General features: G+C 60.9%; 20 protein-coding genes. 8 read left to right on the plus strand and 12 right to left on the minus strand.

The genetic code is table 11. The features are described 5' to 3' along the window. Positions 1 to 32: 32 nt before the first annotated feature. The 6 genes from dnaJ to CSZ94_RS09630 all read right to left on the minus strand — a co-directional run bounded on the left by dnaJ (position 33) and on the right by CSZ94_RS09630 (position 8,163). On the minus strand, positions 33 to 1,166 hold the full coding sequence (gene dnaJ / locus CSZ94_RS09605) for a molecular chaperone DnaJ (protein WP_034745985.1): 1,134 nt from the start codon (positions 1,164 to 1,166) through the stop codon (positions 33 to 35). A 160-nt stretch (positions 1,167 to 1,326) separates the two neighbouring features. Beyond that, positions 1,327 to 3,270: a molecular chaperone DnaK gene (gene dnaK, locus CSZ94_RS09610; protein WP_102121284.1), complete on the minus strand. Its 1,944-nt coding sequence runs from the start codon at positions 3,268 to 3,270 to the stop codon at positions 1,327 to 1,329. A 91-nt stretch (positions 3,271 to 3,361) separates the two neighbouring features. Next, positions 3,362 to 3,883, minus strand: coding sequence for a nucleotide exchange factor GrpE (gene grpE, locus CSZ94_RS09615; protein WP_102121285.1), 522 nt, complete (start codon positions 3,881 to 3,883; stop codon positions 3,362 to 3,364). A 345-nt stretch (positions 3,884 to 4,228) separates the two neighbouring features. Then, positions 4,229 to 5,338, minus strand: a complete 1,110-nt coding sequence (gene hemH / locus CSZ94_RS09620) for a ferrochelatase (RefSeq protein WP_102121286.1) — start codon at positions 5,336 to 5,338, stop codon at positions 4,229 to 4,231. Between the two features lie 138 nt (positions 5,339 to 5,476). Beyond that, on the minus strand, positions 5,477 to 7,144 hold the full coding sequence (gene recN / locus CSZ94_RS09625; RefSeq protein WP_102121287.1) for a DNA repair protein RecN: 1,668 nt from the start codon (positions 7,142 to 7,144) through the stop codon (positions 5,477 to 5,479). Positions 7,145 to 7,191: 47 nt separating this feature from the next. After that, positions 7,192 to 8,163 (minus strand): NAD kinase, encoded by a 972-nt coding sequence (locus CSZ94_RS09630; RefSeq protein WP_258000887.1) that lies wholly within the window; start codon positions 8,161 to 8,163, stop codon positions 7,192 to 7,194. A 260-nt stretch (positions 8,164 to 8,423) separates the two neighbouring features. Here CSZ94_RS09630 and CSZ94_RS09635 point away from each other — a divergent pair, with 260 nt between their 5' ends. From CSZ94_RS09635 to gloA, 4 genes are all read left to right on the plus strand, one after another. After that, positions 8,424 to 8,690 (plus strand): hypothetical protein, encoded by a 267-nt coding sequence (locus CSZ94_RS09635; protein WP_102121288.1) that lies wholly within the window; start codon positions 8,424 to 8,426, stop codon positions 8,688 to 8,690. 51 nt (positions 8,691 to 8,741) lie between these two features. Beyond that, positions 8,742 to 10,052, plus strand: a complete 1,311-nt coding sequence (locus tag CSZ94_RS09640) for a PQQ-dependent sugar dehydrogenase (RefSeq protein WP_102121289.1) — start codon at positions 8,742 to 8,744, stop codon at positions 10,050 to 10,052. A 101-nt stretch (positions 10,053 to 10,153) separates the two neighbouring features. Further along, complete coding sequence (locus CSZ94_RS09645; RefSeq protein ID WP_102121290.1) at positions 10,154 to 10,576, plus strand: OsmC family protein; 423 nt, start codon at positions 10,154 to 10,156, stop codon at positions 10,574 to 10,576. 124 nt (positions 10,577 to 10,700) lie between these two features. Next, positions 10,701 to 11,108 (plus strand): lactoylglutathione lyase, encoded by a 408-nt coding sequence (gene gloA / locus CSZ94_RS09650; protein WP_010401713.1) that lies wholly within the window; start codon positions 10,701 to 10,703, stop codon positions 11,106 to 11,108. A gap of 4 nt (positions 11,109 to 11,112) precedes the next feature. Here the strand turns inward: gloA and CSZ94_RS09655 are convergent, their stop codons facing one another. Further along, a complete protein-coding gene (locus CSZ94_RS09655; protein WP_219725988.1) occupies positions 11,113 to 12,018 on the minus strand; it encodes a LysR substrate-binding domain-containing protein in 906 nt (301 codons plus the stop codon). Positions 12,019 to 12,076: 58 nt separating this feature from the next. Here CSZ94_RS09655 and CSZ94_RS09660 point away from each other — a divergent pair, with 58 nt between their 5' ends. Further along, positions 12,077 to 12,577, plus strand: coding sequence for a DMT family transporter (locus CSZ94_RS09660; RefSeq protein ID WP_258000888.1), 501 nt, complete (start codon positions 12,077 to 12,079; stop codon positions 12,575 to 12,577). A gap of 69 nt (positions 12,578 to 12,646) precedes the next feature. Here CSZ94_RS09660 and CSZ94_RS09665 read toward each other — a convergent pair whose 3' ends face one another. The 4 genes from CSZ94_RS09665 to CSZ94_RS09680 form a co-directional block, all read right to left on the minus strand. Beyond that, positions 12,647 to 13,987, minus strand: coding sequence for a TolC family outer membrane protein (locus CSZ94_RS09665; RefSeq protein WP_102121293.1), 1,341 nt, complete (start codon positions 13,985 to 13,987; stop codon positions 12,647 to 12,649). A 141-nt stretch (positions 13,988 to 14,128) separates the two neighbouring features. Further along, entirely contained in the window at positions 14,129 to 14,452 is a 324-nt protein-coding gene (locus CSZ94_RS09670; RefSeq protein WP_102121294.1) for a rhodanese-like domain-containing protein, read from the minus strand. 13 nt (positions 14,453 to 14,465) lie between these two features. Beyond that, positions 14,466 to 15,116, minus strand: a complete 651-nt coding sequence (locus CSZ94_RS09675) for a protein-L-isoaspartate O-methyltransferase family protein (protein WP_102121295.1) — start codon at positions 15,114 to 15,116, stop codon at positions 14,466 to 14,468. Between the two features lie 169 nt (positions 15,117 to 15,285). Further along, the gene (locus CSZ94_RS09680; protein ID WP_102121296.1) at positions 15,286 to 15,936 is read right to left on the minus strand and encodes a TetR/AcrR family transcriptional regulator; all 651 of its coding nucleotides are present in this window, start codon (positions 15,934 to 15,936) and stop codon (positions 15,286 to 15,288) included. Between the two features lie 324 nt (positions 15,937 to 16,260). Between CSZ94_RS09680 and CSZ94_RS09685 the strand changes: the two genes are divergently transcribed. Next, positions 16,261 to 17,130 carry a head GIN domain-containing protein gene (locus tag CSZ94_RS09685; protein ID WP_180977419.1) on the plus strand — a complete coding sequence of 290 codons (870 nt, stop codon included), beginning with the start codon at positions 16,261 to 16,263 and terminating at the stop codon, positions 17,128 to 17,130. A gap of 70 nt (positions 17,131 to 17,200) precedes the next feature. Beyond that, on the plus strand, positions 17,201 to 17,473 hold the full coding sequence (locus CSZ94_RS09690) for a YkgJ family cysteine cluster protein (RefSeq protein ID WP_102121298.1): 273 nt from the start codon (positions 17,201 to 17,203) through the stop codon (positions 17,471 to 17,473). Positions 17,474 to 17,487: 14 nt separating this feature from the next. Here CSZ94_RS09690 and CSZ94_RS09695 read toward each other — a convergent pair whose 3' ends face one another. Then, entirely contained in the window at positions 17,488 to 17,757 is a 270-nt protein-coding gene (locus tag CSZ94_RS09695; protein ID WP_146009780.1) for a hypothetical protein, read from the minus strand. Positions 17,758 to 17,879: 122 nt separating this feature from the next. On the opposite strand from CSZ94_RS09695, the gene CSZ94_RS09700 reads away from it, so the two are divergent. After that, positions 17,880 to 18,650, plus strand: coding sequence for a DeoR/GlpR family DNA-binding transcription regulator (locus CSZ94_RS09700; RefSeq protein ID WP_102121300.1), 771 nt, complete (start codon positions 17,880 to 17,882; stop codon positions 18,648 to 18,650). Positions 18,651 to 18,666: the final 16 nt, after the last annotated feature.

An 18,666-nucleotide genomic window follows, 5' to 3' on the forward strand; every position in this document is an offset into this window, starting at 1 on the left:
TTAAGCATCCCGGCGCATGGTATTACGTGTGCTTACTCAAAAAAATCCTTCACCTTGTCTTTCCAGGTCTTGCTTTGCGGACTGTGCTTGGCACCGCCCTCGGTGGTCGACTTTTCAAAGTCACGCAGCAGGTCTTTCTGTTTTTCCGTCAGCTTCACCGGTGTTTCGATCGCCACGTGGCAGAACAGGTCGCCCGCATAACCGGAACGCACGCCCTTGATGCCCTTGCCTTTCAGGCGGAAGGTCTTGCCCGACTGGGTGCCTTCAGGAATCGTGAACGACACTTTGCCGTTCAGGGTCGGCACCTCGATTTCGCCGCCCAGGGCTGCCTTGGTGAACGAGATCGGCATTTCGCAATGCAAGTCGTCGCCTTCGCGCTGGAACACGGCGTGCGGCTTGATGTGGATTTCCACATACAGGTCGCCCGACGGGCCGCCATTCGTGCCCGGTTCGCCGTTGCCGGACGAACGGATACGCATGCCATTGTCGATACCGACTGGAATTTTGACTTCCAGGGTCTTGTTGCGCTTGATGCGACCGGCGCCGCCGCATGGCGTGCAAGGGTCGGTGATGACCTTGCCGCTGCCATGGCATTTCGGGCAGGTTTGCTGGATGCTGAAGAAACCTTGCTGCATGCGCACCTGTCCGTGGCCACCGCAGGTACCGCAAGTGGTCGGCGACGTGCCCGGCTTGGCGCCGCTACCGTGGCAAGTGTCGCACTTGTCCCAGCTCGGCACGCGGATGGTCGTGTCGAAGCCGTGCGCAGCTTGCTCCAGTGTAATTTCCAGGTTGTAGCGCAAGTCTGCGCCGCGGTAGACCTGTGGCCCCGCATTGCGGCTGCGTCCACCGCCACCGCCAAAGATGTCGCCGAAGATATCGCCGAAGCTGTCGGCAAAGCCGCCAGCACCGCCGCCGAAGCCGCCACCGCCGCCCATGTTCGGGTCCACGCCGGCGTGACCATAGCGGTCGTACGCGTCGCGCTTTTCCGGATTGGTCAGCATTTCGTAGGCTTCTTTGACTTCCTTAAACTTTTCTTCCGATTCCTTGCTATCCGGATTGCGGTCCGGATGGTATTTCATCGCCAGTTTACGGTAAGACTTTTTGATCTCTTCTTCCGAAGCATTTTTTGCGACACCGAGTGTCTCGTAAAAATCACGCTTTGCCATGTTGTCGGCACCTTGCAGTCTATCTACTGATGTAAAAATTACACGAAAAAGCCGAGTCGAGTGCTGCACTGGGCAACGACTCGGCTCGGCCGGTCTTCGCGGCTAATCCCGCGATGTAGCGTTCAGCCCGGCTACCCCCAGTTCATGGGAGCGCAAGACATTACTTGCTGTCTTTGACTTCTTTGAAGTCAGCGTCAACAACGTCGTCTTGCTTGGCGCCTGCGTCCGATGCGCCAGCATCTTGCTGTGCACCTTCCGCGCCGCCGGCAGCTTGCTGCGCTTGCATGTCGGCATACATTTTTTCGCCCAGTTTCTGCGATGCACTCGACAGTGCAGCCACCTTGGTGTCGATCTCAGCCTTGTCACCCGCCTTGATGCTTGCTTCCAGGTCGGTGATGGCCGCTTCGATCTTCTCTTTCTCGCCCGCATCGAGCTTGTCGCCGTATTCGGTCAAGGATTTCCGGGTCGAGTGTACCAGAGCATCGGCCTGGTTGCGCGACTCGGCCAATTCTTTAACCTTCTTGTCTTCTTCCGCGTTCAACTCGGCGTCTTTCACCATCTTCTGGATTTCAGCCTCGGTCAAGCCGGAATTGGCCTTGATCGTGATCTTGTTTTCCTTGCCGGTAGCCTTGTCTTTCGCGCCGACGTGCAAGATGCCGTTGGCATCGATGTCGAAGGTCACTTCGATCTGCGGCGTGCCGCGCGACGATGGCGGAATGCCTTCCAGATTGAATTCACCCAGGCCTTTGTTGCCGGCGGCGATTTCGCGCTCACCCTGGAAGACCTTGATGGTCACTGCAGGCTGATTGTCGTCGGCCGTCGAGAACACCTGGCTGAACTTGGTTGGAATCGTCGTGTTTTTGTGGATCATCTTGGTCATCACGCCGCCCAGGGTTTCAATACCCAGGGACAGAGGGGTGACGTCCAGCAACAGCAAATCTTTGCGTTCGCCCGACAGGACCGAACCTTGAATCGCGGCGCCCACTGCCACGGCTTCGTCCGGATTCACGTCTTTGCGTGGATCTTTGCCGAAGAATTCCTTCACTTTTTCCTGCACCTTCGGCATGCGGGTCATACCGCCGACCAAGATGATGTCGTCGATGTCGGACACTTTCACACCAGCATCCTTGATAGCGATACGGCAAGGTTCCATCGTCGCGATGATCAATTCTTCCACCAAGGACTCCAGCTTGGCGCGGGTCATCTTCAGGTTCAGGTGGACCGGCGCGCCATTGGCCATGGCGATGTACGGCTCGTTGATCTCGGTTTGTTGCGACGACGACAGTTCGATCTTCGCGCGCTCGGCCGAAGCCTTGATGCGCTGCAGAGCGATCGGATCTTTTTTCAGATCGATGCCGTTGATCTTCTTGAACTCGTCGATGATGTAATCGATGATGCGCTGGTCGAAGTCTTCGCCGCCCAGGAAGGTGTCGCCATTGGTCGACAGGACTTCAAACTGTTTCTCGCCATCAACATCTGCGATTTCGATGATCGACACGTCGAACGTACCGCCACCCAAGTCATACACGGCGATCTTACGGTCGCCTTTTTCGGTCTTGTCCAGGCCGAATGCCAGCGCTGCCGCGGTTGGCTCGTTGATGATGCGCTTGACGTCCAGGCCAGCGATACGGCCGGCGTCCTTGGTGGCTTGACGCTGCGAATCGTTGAAGTACGCAGGCACGGTGATGACGGCTTCGGTGACTTCTTCACCGAGGTAGTCTTCTGCCGTTTTCTTCATCTTGCGCAGCACTTCGGCGGAAATTTGTGGCGGCGCCAGTTTTTTGTCGCGTACGCCGATCCATGCATCGCCGTTGTCGGCTTTCATGATTTGGTACGGCATCAGCGCGATGTCTTTTTGGACTTCTTTTTCGTCGAACTTGCGACCGATCAAACGCTTGACTGCGTACAGCGTGTTTTTCGGATTCGTCACGGCCTGGCGTTTCGCCGGTGCGCCGACGAGAATTTCGCCATCTTCTTGATAAGCAATAATCGACGGCGTCGTGCGTGCGCCTTCAGCGTTTTCGATTACCTTTGGTTGACCGTTTTCCATGATGGAAACGCAGGAATTCGTGGTTCCCAGATCGATACCGATAATTCTACCCATGATTTTTTCCCTTTTATTTGCTAGATTTCAGATGGTTCTTATATGTGGCAAAGCGGCATGGTTTCAAGGCTTGCTTGATGCCGCACTCTGATTATTTTGCTTGCGCGGTCGTTACAATGGCTGGACGCAGCAGGCGGTCCGCAATCATATAGCCCTTTTGCAGGACTGACACGATGGTATTGGCTTCCTGCTCCGCTGGCACCACGGCAACGGCCTGGTGTTTCATCGGATCGAGCTTTTCACCCTGCACCGGCAACACTTCCACCAGGCGGTTGCGCTCGAACGCGGCATGCAATTGCTTCAGGGTCAACTCGACGCCTTCTTTCAGCGATTCGATGGTCGGTGCTTCCACCGTCAGCGCCGTTTCCAGGCTGTCTTTCACCGGCACCATGGCTTCGGCAAAGCTTTCCACTGCGAATTTATGCGCTTTAGCAACATCTTCCTGCGCACGGCGGCGAATATTTTCGCCATCGGCCTTGGCGCGCATGAAGGCATCGTGCATCTCTGCAAGACGCGCTTCGGTACTCGCCAGTTGCTCTTCCAAAGTAGGTTCTGCGGGAGCTGCGGCGTCCGCTTGCGGATTAGGTACAGCTTGGTTTTCCTGATCTTGCATCTGAAAAGCTCCTACAATCAATGACTTAAATGAGTTAGTCTAATTATCTTTACAACACTAACGGGAAGATGGGGCTATATCCTATTGTTTCAAGGGGTATGCATGGCAAAACCAGATTTACATCGTTCCATGTTACAGCTTATTACAAAGCACTTCCCATTTCGGGCAGCGATCCGTGCGCGCCCCCCCTTGATTTTGCAGGCTTCCCACGACAAAGCGGGCATTCTACCAGCCGCGTCGCAGCCATTGCCACTGGCAGCGTTGCTATCTAAATAGTGCCTTGGCCACGCCAGACATGACAAAGCCGCGCAAGCGCGGCTTTTACTTATCAAAAATTCATTACCCTTAGTTCGTCGCGCCCAGCGTCAGCGCCGTCGCCCGCGCCTGCTCGCCCGCTTTCCTGTCGGCCTCGCGCTGCGGCGCCGTCTGCATCGTCGGCCAGCCGATCATGTGTTGCTCGGCAATTTCCGCCATGCCCGCAATCCAGGCTGGCGTTTCGTTCAAGCAAGCGATGTAATGAAAGTGCTGGCCACCGGCCGTTTCGAAATCATGCTTGGCCTCCATGGCGATCTCTTCCAGCGTTTCCAGGCAATCGCTGGTAAAACCCGGGCACAGCAGGTCGACGCGCTTGACGCCCTGTTGCGCCAGCGCCACCAGGGTGGGTGCCGTGTACGGTTGCAGCCATTCGGCCTTGCCAAAGCGCGACTGGAAGGTCACCACATATTGCTCTTTGCTTAACTTTAACTTTTCCGCCAGCAATCGCGCCGTTTTCAGGCATTGGCAGTGGTAGGGATCGCCCAGCAGCAAGGTACGCTTGGGCACACCATGAAAACTCATTAGCAATTTTTCCGGACGGCCATGCGCTTCCCAGTGATTCAACACGGAATCGCGCAAGGCGTCGATATACGTGTCGTGCTCGTGATACTGCTTGATAAAACGCAATTCCGGCACATTGCGCACCGTGGCGTAATGGGCGAACACGGCGTCGTAGATGGAACCCGTCGTCGTGCCCGAGTATTGCGGATACGCAGGCAAGATGGCGATGCGCTCACAGCCTTCGCTTTTCAGCCTGGCCAGCACCTCGGGCAAGGAAGGCGAACCGTAACGCATGGCCATGGCCACCGTGACGCCGTCGTGGCCAAGCTCGGCCAGGGCGCCAGCCAGCAATTTTGCCTGCTTTTGCGTATGCACTTTCAGCGGCGAGCCTTCGCGCGTCCAGATCGACGCATATTTTTTGGCCGACTGGCCGGAGCGGAATGGCAAAATGATCAGGTTCAGGATGAACCACCAGACAACACGGGGAATCTCCACCACGCGCGGGTCGGACAGGAATTGCTTCAGGTAACGCCGCACGGCCGACGAGGTCGGCGCATCGGGCGTGCCCAGGTTGACCAGCACCACGGCGCTGCGGTCGATGCTGCCATGCGTGTATGGCGGTTCTGTTTGAAATGACATGAAGTCTCTTTGTAGGCGTTGGATGGATTAGCCAGTGATTATAGTGGCATTAACTACTGGGGTCAGACCCGCAATGCCGCTAACGTCAAGCTCAGCGCTAACGCATCCGGGGGTCTGACTCCGGATTTGATCCTGTGGTCAAATCGCCAGCAATTCGCGCGCGTGCTTGCGCGTAGTGGCCGTGATTTCCAGGCCGCCCAGCATGCGCGCCACTTCTTCCACCCTGGCCTTGGCGTCGAGCATGTCGATACGCGACGCCGTCTTGCCATTGTCCAGGGTGCTTTTTGCCACCTGGAAATGCTGGTTAGCCTGACTGGCCACTTGCGGCAAGTGGGTCACGCACAGCACTTGGCGACCCTGCCCCAGGCGTTTCAGCAGCCGCCCTACCACTTCGGCGACGGCGCCGCCGATGCCGCTGTCGACCTCGTCGAAGATCAGGGTCGGCGTGGTGGTAGCGTGCGAAGTGATGACGGAGATGGCCAGCGCGATACGCGCCAGTTCGCCGCCGGACGCCACCTTGGCCAGGGAGCGGGGCGCCGTGCCCGCATGGCCGGCGACGAGGAATTCCACTTGCTCCAGGCCGTGGGCGGCCGGCTCGCATGGATTGAGTGCGATTTCAAAGCTGCCGCCCGTCATGCTCAGTTCCTGCATGGCGCGCGTGACGGCGTGTCCCAGTTCCAAGGCGGCGACGCGGCGCGTGTCGGACAGGCGCTCGGCAACGACGCGGTATTCCGCTTCGATCTTCGCTTCCTGGCGCAGCAAGCCCTCGATGTCGGAAGCGTCGGCCAGGTGCTGCAGCTTTTCCGACAGCTTGGCGTACTCCTCCGGCAATTCTTCGGGCGTGACGCGAAATTTGCGGGCCGTGCTGTGCATGGCTTCCATGCGCGCGTCGAGCTGGTGCAGACGCTCCGGGTCCAGTTCGACCCGGTCCAGGTAATTGTTCAAGGCATACACGGATTCCTGCAGCTGGATGCGCGACGATTCGATCAGGTCGACGATCGGCTGCAATTCCGCATCGACGGACACCAGCTTGCCCAGCTTCTGGTTCAGGGCCGACAGTTGCGACACGATCGGGTGGTCTTCCGACTCGGAAATGAGGGACAGCGCTTCCTGCGCCCCTTCCAGCAGGCTGGCCGCGTGCGACAGGCGGCTGTGCTCGTTCGTGATCTCCGTCCACTCGCCGGGCTTGGCAGCCAGTTTTTCCAGTTCGCCCACTTGCCATTCCAGGCGTTCGCGCTCGTACAGCACGTTGGCGGCATTCGTTTCGAATTCTTCACGCTGGCGCACGAGGGCGCGCCAGCGCTTGTGCAGCACCGCCACCTGCCGCGCATCGTGCTCCACGCCCGCTTCGCGCGCCGTCGCCTGGCCGTCGAGCAGGGCACGCTGCGCCTCGCTTTTCAGCAGCGACTGATGCGCGTGCTGGCCGTGGATATCGACCAGCATGTCGCCCAGTTCGCGCAACTGCGCGGCCGTGGCGGGGATGCCGTTGATATACGCCTTCGAGCGGCCCGCATTGTCGATCACGCGGCGCAGCAGGGCGCCGCCATCGTCGTTGGCAAACTCATGTGCCACCAGCCAGGCTTGCGCCACCTCGCTGACGGAAAAATCGGCCGTGATGTCGGCCTTGGCCGCGCCTTCGCGCACCACGCTGGCGTCGCCGCGTCCGCCCAGCGCCAGGGTCAGCGCATCGATGAGGATGGACTTGCCGGCGCCCGTCTCACCCGTCAGCACGCTAAAGCCGGCGGAAAATTCCAGTTCAATGGTATCGACAATGACAAAATCGCGAATGGACAGTGTATGGAGCATGGCTTCTGTGGTTAGGCGGCGTACCGCGGGTTAGCGTGGAGAAAATGTTAGCTGAGCTTGCCCTCGCCCGACGGGTACTCATTCCAGTGCAGTTTTTCACGCAGGGTGTTGTAGTAACTCCACCCCTCCGGATGCAGGAAGGTAATCGTGTGCGGCGAACGGCGGATGAGAATGCGGTCTTGCTGGACCAGGCTGGCAAAGGTCTGCATGTCGAAATTGACGCTGATATCGCGCCCGCGCACGATTTCCACCACGATCTGGCTGGAGTCGGGCAAGACGATGGGACGGTTCGACAGCGCATGCGGGGCGATCGGCACGAGCACGATGCCCCCCAGGGTCGGATGCAGCAAGGGGCCGCCGGCCGACAGCGCATACGCCGTCGAGCCCGTGGGCGTGGCGATGATCAGGCCATCTGAGCGCTGGTTGTACATGAAGTGGCCATCGACTTCGACGCGCAGTTCGGCCATGCCGGCGCCGCCGCCGCGCGAGACGACGACATCGTTGACGGCCATGCCCACGTGAATCGACTCACCGTCGCGCAACACGCTGCCTTCGAGCAAGGTGCGGCGTTCTGCCTTGAAGCGTCCACCGAGAATTTGCGCCAGCACGGGCAGCATGCGCTCGAGCGCAATATCCGTCATGAAACCCAATCGCCCTTGATTGATACCGATCAAGGGGACGTCAAATGGCGCCAGTTGACGCGCAATGCCCAGCATGGTGCCGTCGCCACCCATGACGATGGCGTAATCGGCGGCGGCGCCAATTTCAGCCGGCGACATGGCGCGCACGCCGGGAAACGCCAGGTTCAGATGCGCGGCCGTCTCCGCTTCAAAGACCACCGTGTGGCCCAGCACCTGCAAGAAATCGACAATGCTTTTAACGGGCTCGGCAATGCCATCCGTATTCTGGCGCACGACCAGGGCGATGGTCTTGGCGCCCAGGTTGAAGCGCTCGCCCGGGGCTGGCAAGGTCGCGGCTGGCTGTTCGGCGCGCTGTTCGGCGTGTGTATCGACGGGCATAAGAGTCTCGGAAGTGAATTCAGTGGCAAGCCGCCCCAGGCTGTCGCGTCGCACGCCGCCATCGCATGATACTGTATATATGCACAGTATAGTGCGGCTGCCGTGTGCCTGCAAGGGGCGTTCTTGGTGTTGCACGCAGTGTAGCGCAGAAAAAGAATCGCCCATGCGTGCGCCAGCGCTCTCAGCATGGACAAATCCGCTTGCAGGCGGCCTGGCGCGGCAGGACACTAGCTCATTCATCTTTACTGTCTGGAGGCCCTATGCATACCCCGCCAAGCGAACGCAAGATCAATACCGATGAAAAGGTCCAGAATGACGGTGTCGACCGTATGCCGCACGAGCGCGATGAATCGCCCGATGCGCAAAACGTGCGCCCGCGCAAAATCATGCAACAGGCGGCCAGCGACCTGGAACGCGGCCTGGTCGATACGGATCGCCACGCCCAACCCGGCGTGGAAAAGGTCAAGCCAGCCGCGCCGCAGCAAGCCCGCCCCGACGCGCAGCTGGAACCAAAGAAGGCGCGCTGACTCCAACTGTCACGCACTGCTACCCGCACTGTCAATGTTATGGAGTCCGCCATGCATCGCTACGTCTGTTCCTTCCTGCTGGCCGCTGCCTGCGGCACCACGCTCGCCCATGCCCAGGCGCCCGCCATGCCCGTGGGCTTTGGCCCGCAACCCGCCCTGCCCGCGCCGGACAAGCAATTCATTCCCACCGTCAACGTGGCGCCCGTGCAGCGCTGGACAGCCGCGCAGCACCCCGTGGTCGGGCCCGGCCTGGCCATCCAGGCGTATGCGCGCGACCTCGACCATCCGCGCTGGCTGTATGTGCTGCCGAATGGCGACGTGCTGGTGGCAGAAACGAATGCGCCCCCGAAGCCGGACGACAGCAAGGGCATCAAGGGCGCCATCATGCAGATGCAAATGAAAAAAGCGGGTGCCGCCACGCCCAGCGCCAACCGGATTACCCTGCTGCGCGGCATCGATGCGCATGGCGTGGCGCAAACGCGCAGCGTGTTCCTGCAAGGCTTGCACTCGCCATTCGGCATGGCCCTGGTCGGCAACGAGCTGTACATCGCCAACTCGGACGCACTGATGCGCTTTCCTTACGTTACCGGGCAAACGGCCATCACGGCGCCGGGCGTCAAGGTGATGGATTTGCCGGGTGGGCCCATCAATCACCACTGGACCAAGAACGTCGTCGCCAGCGCCGACGGCAAATTTCTCTATGTTTCCGTCGGTTCCAACAGCAATGTGGGGGAAAACGGCATGGCGGCCGAAGACGGCCGCGCCGCCATCTGGCAGTTCACGCGGGCGACGGGCAAGGCACGCGTGTACGCCACGGGCTTGCGCAATCCGAACGGCATGGCCTGGCAGCCCAAAACGGGTGCCCTGTGGACGGCCGTCAATGAGCGCGACGAACTGGGCAACGACCTGGTGCCGGACTACATGACCTCGGTCAAGGAAGGCGCCTTCTATGGCTGGCCCTACAGTTATTTCGGCCAGCACGTCGATGCGCGGGTCAAGCCGCCGCGCCCCGAACTGGTGGCCACCGCCATCGCGCCCGACTATGCGCTGGGCGCGCATACGGCCTCGCTGGGACTGGCGTTTTATGACGGCACCTTGCTGCCCGAACGCTACCGGGGCGGCGCCTTCATCGGCCAGCACGGCTCGTGGAACCGCAAGCCTTTCAGCGGCTATAAAGTCATTCATGTGCCCTTCACCAATGGCGTGCCCAACGGCCCGCCACAGGATGTCGTCAGCGGCTTCCTGGACGAGAACGGCAAGGCGCAAGGGCGCCCCGTCGGCGTGGCCGTCGACAAGGCGGGCGCGCTGCTGGTGGCGGACGACGTGGGCAATGTCATCTGGCGCGTGACGCCGGCACCGTGAGCACCGATACGCCGCGCATGCTCTCCCTGTGTGACGCAACGAACGGAAGCGCAAGGGCGGGACGCGCATGATGAACGCTCGAACCACGCAAGGAGTACATCATGAAAAAAACAGGATCAGCCGTCTGGAGTGGCGGCCTTAAAGATGGCAAAGGGTTTATTTCGACCCAAAGCGGCGCGCTCGACAATGTGGCATATGGCTTCAACACGCGCTTCGAAGACGGTCCCGGCAGCAATCCGGAAGAACTGATCGGCGCTGCCCATGCCGCCTGCTTCACCATGGCCCTGTCCGGCCAGCTGGGAGAGGCGGGGCTGCGCGCCACTGCCCTGAAAACCACGGCCGATGTCAGCCTGGAAAAAATCGATGGCAGCTATGCCATCACGGCCGTGCACCTGACCCTGGTGGCCAGCATTCCCGGCGCTACCGACGCAGCGTTCCAGGATGCGGCCCTGCGCGCCAAGCTGGGCTGCCCCGTGTCCAAATTGCTGGCCACGGAAATCACCTTGGACGCCCGTCTGGAGTAAATCCAGAGCGACCAAGGTCACCGTCCGCTGCTGTCCTGCTCCAGGGCAGCCGGGGCGGTCTCGGCAAGAAAGCCATAAACCGCATAAAATCCTGCCATTCCCCTATCACCCTCAAGGATTTACGATGCGTATTTTGCACACCATGTTACGGGTCGGCGACCTGCAGCGCTCCATCGATTTTTACACCAAGGTCCTGGGCATGAAGTTGCTGCGCACCAGCGACAATCCCGAATACCAGTACACCCTGGCCTTCGTCGGCTATGGATCGAACCCCGACCACGCAGAACTGGAGCTGACATATAACTATGGCACCACCAGCTACGAGCTGGGCACGGCGTATGGCCACATCGCCATCTCGGCTGACGATATCGTCGCCGCTTGCGACGCGGCACGGGCGAATGGCGGCAACGTCACGCGCGAACCGGGCCCCGTGAAAGGCGGCAATACGGTCATCGCCTTCATCACCGATCCGGATGGCTACAAGATCGAATTGATCGAGCGCAAGTTCGACGGCCAGGGCGGCGGCCTGTAAGACATCAGCCTGGCCCGGCAGCCGTTGCAACGGCCGTGCGCAGCCAGGCTATCCCCGCATCGCCGTCCGTGCGGCGGTGCCGTATCATTTCAAACGCAAACGGCGCGATGGCAAATGGTACAAAATGCTGTGCCAGCCCCTGCGCCGCGCTGCCGCACAAGGCGCGCCGCGCCACCGTCAAGATCATGTCCGTCCCCATCATGACATCCGGTGCGACCGTCCAGTACGGCACGCGCACGGCGATGCGGCGTGTCTGGCCCAGCTGGGCCAGCGCCGCGTCGACTTCGGCTGCCATGCCGCCCTCGCTGGACGCCACCAGCACATGGGGGCGCGCCAGATAGGTCTCCAGACTCAGCGTTTCACCGGGCGCCAGGCTGGCCGGGTCGAGCGCGCACATGAAGGTTTCCTCAAATAAGGTTTCCCTATGGAGCTGCTCGGGCAATTGCGGGAACACGCCCAGCGCCAGGTCGATCTCGCCATCCTGCACGCCAGCCACCACGGCAGGACGGCTGGCATAGCTGACGGCCAGGGCGATGCCGGGCGCTTCCCGGCGCAAGCGCTGCAACAGGCGCGGCAAGATCAACGCCGCGCCATAGTCCGACATGGCCAGGCGAAACACGCGCTGCGCCGTGGCCGCCTCGAAGACGGCGCCGCCCAGCACGGAGCGCACGCTTTGCAGGGCCTCGGCCAGCGGCCGCGCCAACGCCAAAGCGCGCGCCGTCGGCTGGAAGCCGCCCTTGCCGCGCAACAGCAAAGGATCGTCGAGCAGATGGCGCAAGCGTGCCAGCGCATGGCTGACGGCAGGCTGGCTCATGTGCAAGCGCTGCGCCGCGCGCGACAGATGACGCTCGCTGAGCAGCGCTTCCAGAATCACCAGCAAGTTCAAATCGACGGCGCGCAGATTATTCATTTGGTGCATAGTTGAATGACAAATTACGAATTGGATTTAATCATGGCAGCATAATACGATGACGGCATCAACTCACCTGTGGGAGTCACCGATGCATGCATGGATTACCGTATTTGCTCCGCTGGCCATGCTGGCCGGCGCCGTCGTCCCCTTCCAGGCAGGCGCAAATGCCGCGCTGGGCCGCAACCTGGGCCACCCGCTGTGGGCCACCATCGCCTCGCTGGCCGTCAGCGCGATGCTCGCGTCGCTGGTGATGCTGGCCTGGCGCGTGCCGGCGCCCGATTTCCACCTCGCCGTGCGCGGCCCCGGCTGGTCCTGGCTGGGCGGCGCGGCCGGCGTGTTTTATATTACGGCCGCGCTGATGCTGGCGCCGCGCATGGGCTCCGGTCCCTTCATGGCGGCCGTCATCGGCGGGCAAATGCTGGCCGCACTGGCCATCGACCGCTACGGCTTGCTGGGCTTTGCCGTCAAGCCTATTTCTCCGCTGCACTGGGCGGGCGCGGGCCTGGTGGTAGCCGGTGTCGTGCTCACACAGATCGCCAACAGCCGCGCCGTGTAACAACACCTCGGGACGAAAAAAAACCAGCGCCGTTGCCGGTGCTGGTTTTGATCCCGCACTAACGCTGGATTACTTGTCCAACAAGGCGTTGACGGGCATCAAATCCGTTTCCTTCAAGGTACCGGCCGCCGACTTCAGGCGCAAGCCGTTCATGATGGTGTCGTAACGCGCCTTCGACAGGTCTTTTTGCGTCGAGAACAATTGTTTCTGTGCATTCAAGACGTCGATATTGATGCGCACGCCCACTTGATAACCGAGCTGGTTCGATTCCAGCGCCGATTTGCTCGACACCTCAGCCGCTTCCAGCGCCTTGACTTGCGCCAGGCCGCTGTTGACGCCCAGGAAAGCCTGGCGCGCGCCCTGCGAGGCCGTACGGCGTGCCGTTTCCAGGTCGTTGCGGGCCTTGTTTTCCAGCGCGATCGATTCACGCACCTTGCTGGTGACGGCAAAACCGCTGAAGATCGGGATGCTCCACTGCACGCCGATGGCATTGTTGTTATTGCCGTTGCCATTGCCGCCACCGGAGGTGTAGCTATGGCCCGTGTTGGCGATCAGGTCCAGGGTCGGGTAGTGGCCGGCGCGGTTGCGGCCGATGTCGCGCTTGGCCGATTCCACGTTGAACTGGGCCGTGACGACGCCGTAGTTCTGCTCTTCCGCCGAGCTCACCCACGGCTCGATGGCAGCCGGTTCGGGCGCGCTGATGACCACGCCCGTGCGCATGGGCGCCAGGTTAATTGGCGCCTCGCCGATGATGGTTTGCAGGGCGCTGCGTTTGTTGGCCAGGTCATTGATGGCGGCAAATTCCTGCGCCACCACCAGGTCGTAGGCCGCTTGCGCTTCGTGCGTGTCGGTAATCGTTTGCGTGCCGACTTCGAAATTGCGCTTGGCCGATGCCAACTGCTCCGTCGTGGCGACTTTTTGCGCCTGCGTGGCGCCCAGGTTGTCCTGCGCGCTCAGCACGTCGAAATACGCCTGCGCCACGCGCGTGATCAAGTCTTGCTGGACTTGCGCAAATTGCGCTTCGGCGATCGCTTGCGCCAGTTTGCTTTGCTGATAGGTTTCCCAACGGTCCCAGCGGAACAGCGGTTGCGCCAGGGTCAGGTTGTAGCTGTTCGTACGGACGTTAACCGATGGCGAGGTGATCTTGTTGCCGCCATTGTTCTGGACGATCTGCTCGGTATTGCCGCGCGTATTGCTGCCCGACGCAGAGATCTGCGGCAGCAAGCCTGCCAGCCCCTGCGGAACCCGCTCCATCCCGGCCGACAGGGCCGCGCGCGCGCTGGCGTACTGCGCGTCATTGGCCAGCGCCTGCTGGTACACCTGGATGAGATCGGCCGCCTGCACTTGCAGCGAGCATGTCATCGAGACAAAGGCGCTGGTCATCAGCACGGCGATAAGGGGTTTCCGCATTGCATTTCTCCGTTGGAGTCGTCAAAAGTTGATGGAATCAAAAATCTGCTACCGCTTGCCTTGCGCCCGCCGGGTGAGCGGGGTACAGGCCTCCGCAGGCATGCAGGAAAACATGCCTGGGTGCATCTACTGCAACATAACTTAGTATTTAGGCATTGCGCTGTCGACTTGCAGCGCCCAGGCATGCACGCCGCCCGTCAAATTACTGATCTTGCCAAAACCATTGCGTTCCAGGAAGGCCGCCACTTGCATGCTGCGCGCGCCGTGATGGCAAATGCAGACGATCTCGGCGTCTTCATCGAGGTCATCGATGCGGGCCGGAATCGAGTTCATCTGCATCAGGGTGGCACCGTCGAGGTGGCACAGGTCGAACTCCCACTGTTCCCGCACGTCCAGCAAAAACGGGCGCGGGCGGGAAGGGTCAGCCAGCCAGGCGGCCAGCTGCGGTGCACTCAAATGCTCCATCGAATCGGTCGCCTCAGAACTGGAAATGCGATGGTGCCACGGCTTGCAGCGGCGTGACATTGGTTTCAAACAGCTTGCGCGTGTCGTAAGCCTTGTCCGAGCTGCGCGTGATCAGATGCGCCGACATGATAGGCGCTTCGCCGATGATGGCCAGGATGCGGCCGCCGACTTTCAGTTGTTGCAACAATGCTTCCGGCAGCACGGCCAGGGAGCCGGAGACGACGATCACGTCGTACGGCGCGCCCTTGCTCCAGCCTTGGGCACCGTCGCCCAGTTCCACGGTCACATTCGTCACGCCGTTGGCGGCCAGATTCTGCTCGGCCAGGGTTTTCAATTGGGGAACGATTTCCACGCTCGTCACATGACGTGCCTTGTGCGCCAGCAAAGCAGCCATGTAGCCGCTACCGGTGCCGATCTCCAGCACATTTTCGTGCTTTTTAACGGCTACGTCTTGCAAAATGCGCGCTTCCAGCTTCGGCGTGAGCATGCATTCGCCGCCGCCCAGTGGAATTTCCGTATCGACGAAGGCCAGGTTTTTATAGGCGGCCGGCACGAAATCTTCACGCTTGACCACGTTCAACAGCTCCAGTACGTCGAGATCCAGTACGTCCCATGGACGGATCTGCTGTTCGATCATATTGAAGCGGGCTTGTTCGATATTCATCTTTGGACTCGGTAAGTGAAGTAATAATCCGCCATTTTATCGTTGAACTGGCTGAAAGCACATGTTAACCATAAAGGCGGGGAATAGAGGAAATTTGCGACGATCTGCAGATTTGGGGGGGTGAACCTTGGATAGGGGTAACTGAACGGTAGCAGCCAGGCCCGGCGCATCAGCTTTTTTCGGGCGCCTCCGCCTGCAGGCTGCGCAAGCTCATGTCGATAAACGCATCCATGTAGGCGAGCGGATCGATATTCTTGACCTCGCAGGGCAGGAAGGAATGCGTCCACATCATGAGCATGGTGACGGGCGCGCTGAGGATGGTGCTGACCAGCACGGGATCAACCTGGCGGAATTCGCCGCGCTGCATGCCCCGTTCCAGCAGGCTGACGATCAGCCCATTGCCGCGCGTGACGACTTCTTCGTTGTAAAACTGCGCCAGTTCCGGGAAATTGTTCGCTTCGGCCAGCATCAGCTTGGTCAGGCCAGCCAGTTTGGTGGCGCCGAACTCTTCCCACCACTGCATCATCACCTTGCGCAACAACTCGGCGCTGCTGCTGTCCGAGGCGGCCATGCTGTCCTCCGCCTCGCCAATCGACTGCACGATATTGTCGCGCACCACGGCCTTGAACAGCTCTTGTTTATTCTCAAAGTACAGGTACAGGGTGCCTTTCGACACGCCGGCCCGCTTGGCCACATCCTCCAGGCGCGTCGATGCGAACCCCCGTTCGACAAACAGGTCGAGGGCGGCGGAGAGCAATTCCTGCGGTCGGGCATCCTTGCGCCGCTCCCAGCGGGGCTTGGTATCAATCGGGGCTTGCATGTGTCTTTCCAAGTAACTTACTTTTGAGTCATTAATAGTAGACCTGTCCACCGCCAAGGTCAAGCGCGGGCCGCCGGCGCAACAAAGGACGTCGCACCTTGCAACAAAGCACAGACATTGTACCCTCCGTGCCTGCACGGCCCCATGCGGCCTGCAGTTTCGGGCAGGCCAAAATGCAGTTCAGTCGCCATTTCGCGCAGTTCATCGCATTTGCGTTCAGCAAAGATAGGCACTTTGCTATCTTGCCATCGACAGCACGGCAGCCGCGGCGCGGCAGCCGGCTTTTTTCTTGTCCTGAACTACAACAATCATAAAGGAAACACCATGCGTACCTTGCTGGCCCTGTGCTGTGCCGTTGCCCTTGGCGGTTGCTCCATCGTCATCAACCCCAACGATGGCGAAGTACGCTATGCCGACGCGGGTGGCAATGGCATCCAGGGCAACGAGCAAGTGAGCCGCGACGTGCGCCAGGTCAGCACCATCAACACGCTCGACATCGACAGCATGAAGCGCATCGGCATGAAGATCGACGTGCGCGTCGGCCCGGCAAGCTCGCTGGTGATCGAAGCGGACAGCAATCTGCAAGCACGCATCCATAGCGAAGTGAGCGGCAACACCCTGCGCATCTGGAGCGATGCGAACATTCGCAGCAGCAATGGCATCCACGTCATCTACACGACACCGCAATTGAAGAAGATCAATATCTCCGGCTCTGGCCGCCTGGTGGCCAGTGGTTTCAATGGCGAAGATTTCAGCCTGGAGCAGCGCGGTTCGATGAAGAGCGAACTGTCGGGCACGGTGGGACGTTTCGACGTGGCCAACAATGGCTCGGGCAGCATCAACGCGGCGGCCCTCGCCAGCGGCAACACGGACGCGGTGCAGAACGGTTCAGGTAACATCCAGCTGGGCAGCGTGCGCGGCGAACGCACCAACGTGGCCGTCAACGGCTCGGGCAGCATCAGCGCCAGCGGCACCGTGCAGCGCCTCGATGCCAACGTGAATGGCTCGGGCGATATCAACCTGGCCGCCCTGCACAGCGACGTTGCCTACCTGGCGAGCAATGGTTCCGGCGACATCGATGTTACTGTCCAGAATGAAGTCAACGCCCGCGCCAGCGGTTCCGGCCGCATCACCGTGCATGGCGATCCGGCCCGCCGCACCCTGTCGGGCAAGCGCGTCAGCATCGTGCGCTAAACGCGCCCTGGCGAGACACGGGAGCCGGCTTGCTATACTGTCGGCTCCTCCCCCGTTCGCCTGAAATTCCATGTCACCATCTGCCCCCCTGGCATGCCGCCCCTCGTGCGGCGCCTGCTGCACCGCACCGTCCATCACCAGCCCGATTCCCGGCATGCCCAATGGAAAACCTGCGGGCGTGCGCTGCATTCAACTGGCCGACGACAACCGCTGCAAGATCTTTGGCCAACCCGAGCGGCCCGCCTTTTGCGGCGGCTTGCAACCTTCCGAGGACATGTGCGGCGGCAGCCGCGAACATGCGATCCGCTGGCTGGCAGAGCTGGAACGGCTGACGGCGCCCTGAACGCCAGCAATGCTTTAGTCTGCGGCGTTTGTCCGCACCGAGGCCCGCCCTTCGTCACGCAGACGCTTGTACTCCATCAGCAGGAAAACCACCAAATAGGCCAGCAGCGCGAGCAGGGAAGAGCGCGCATCGCTCCAGTCCAATGTGCCGTGGCGCTTCCAATGCAGCGCATTGAAAACAATCAACATGCCCAGGACACCCCAACCACTGCGGCGCAGGACGCGGCCCAGCAAGGTTGCCATTAACAATTTACAGGAGAGCATGGTTTCCTTTGTTTGTTCCATTTTTTCTAACTGTACGCACTTCATATACCTACGGCAATACCAGCAAGCGCACAAAAGTCACCTTGACTCAATTTGCACGTTTGCGTATATTCATGCACATTCTTGCACGTTTATAAGCGCACATGTCCGCCACCCTGCTCCTTAAACAGCGCCACGCGCTGATCCAGCAACAATTGCACGCCGACGGCCGCGTGCTGGCACTGGACCTGGCGCGCCAGCTCGACGTGTCCGACGATACGATACGGCGCGACCTGCGCGAGATGGCGGCGGCCGGCCTGTGCCAGCGCGTGTATGGCGGCGCCCTGCCGCTGGCGCCTGACGGCGGCAGCTTGACGCAACGCAAGCAGGAAGCGCCGGAACGCAAGGCGCGCCTGGCGCAGGCCGCCGTTTCCCTCGTGCGCGCGGGCCAGGTGCTGTTTCTCGATGCGGGGTCGACCAACCTGGCCATCGCCAGCGCCTTGCCGGAGCTGACGCTCACTGTCATCACCAACGCGCCCTCGATTGCCATGGCGCTCATGGAACGCCCGGAAATCGAGCTGATCATGGCAGGCGGCAGGGTCGACCGCCGCGCCGGCGCCAGCCTGGGCCCGCAGGCGCTGCGCACCGTCGAACGCATGCATCCCGACCTGTGCTTCCTGGGCGCCTGCGGCGCCGATGCCAACGCAGGCGTGACGGCCTTTAATTATGACGAAGCCGAATTCAAGCGCAGCATCGCCGGCGCCAGCAAAGCCGTCGTCGTCGCCGTCACCAGCGACAAGCTGGGCACGGCTGCCCCCTTCGGCGTACTGGCAACGGGCTTGCTGCAGCACCTGGTGCTCGAAGCCGATGCCGATGCGGCCCACATTGCCGCCTTTGAACGACTGGGCGTGCAAGTGTTGCGCGCCCGCGCCTGAATTATCCACCCCGATT

Origin of the sequence: Janthinobacterium sp. ROICE36, from assembly GCF_002869965.1 — a bacterium.
GTDB lineage: Bacteria > Pseudomonadota > Gammaproteobacteria > Burkholderiales > Burkholderiaceae_D > Janthinobacterium.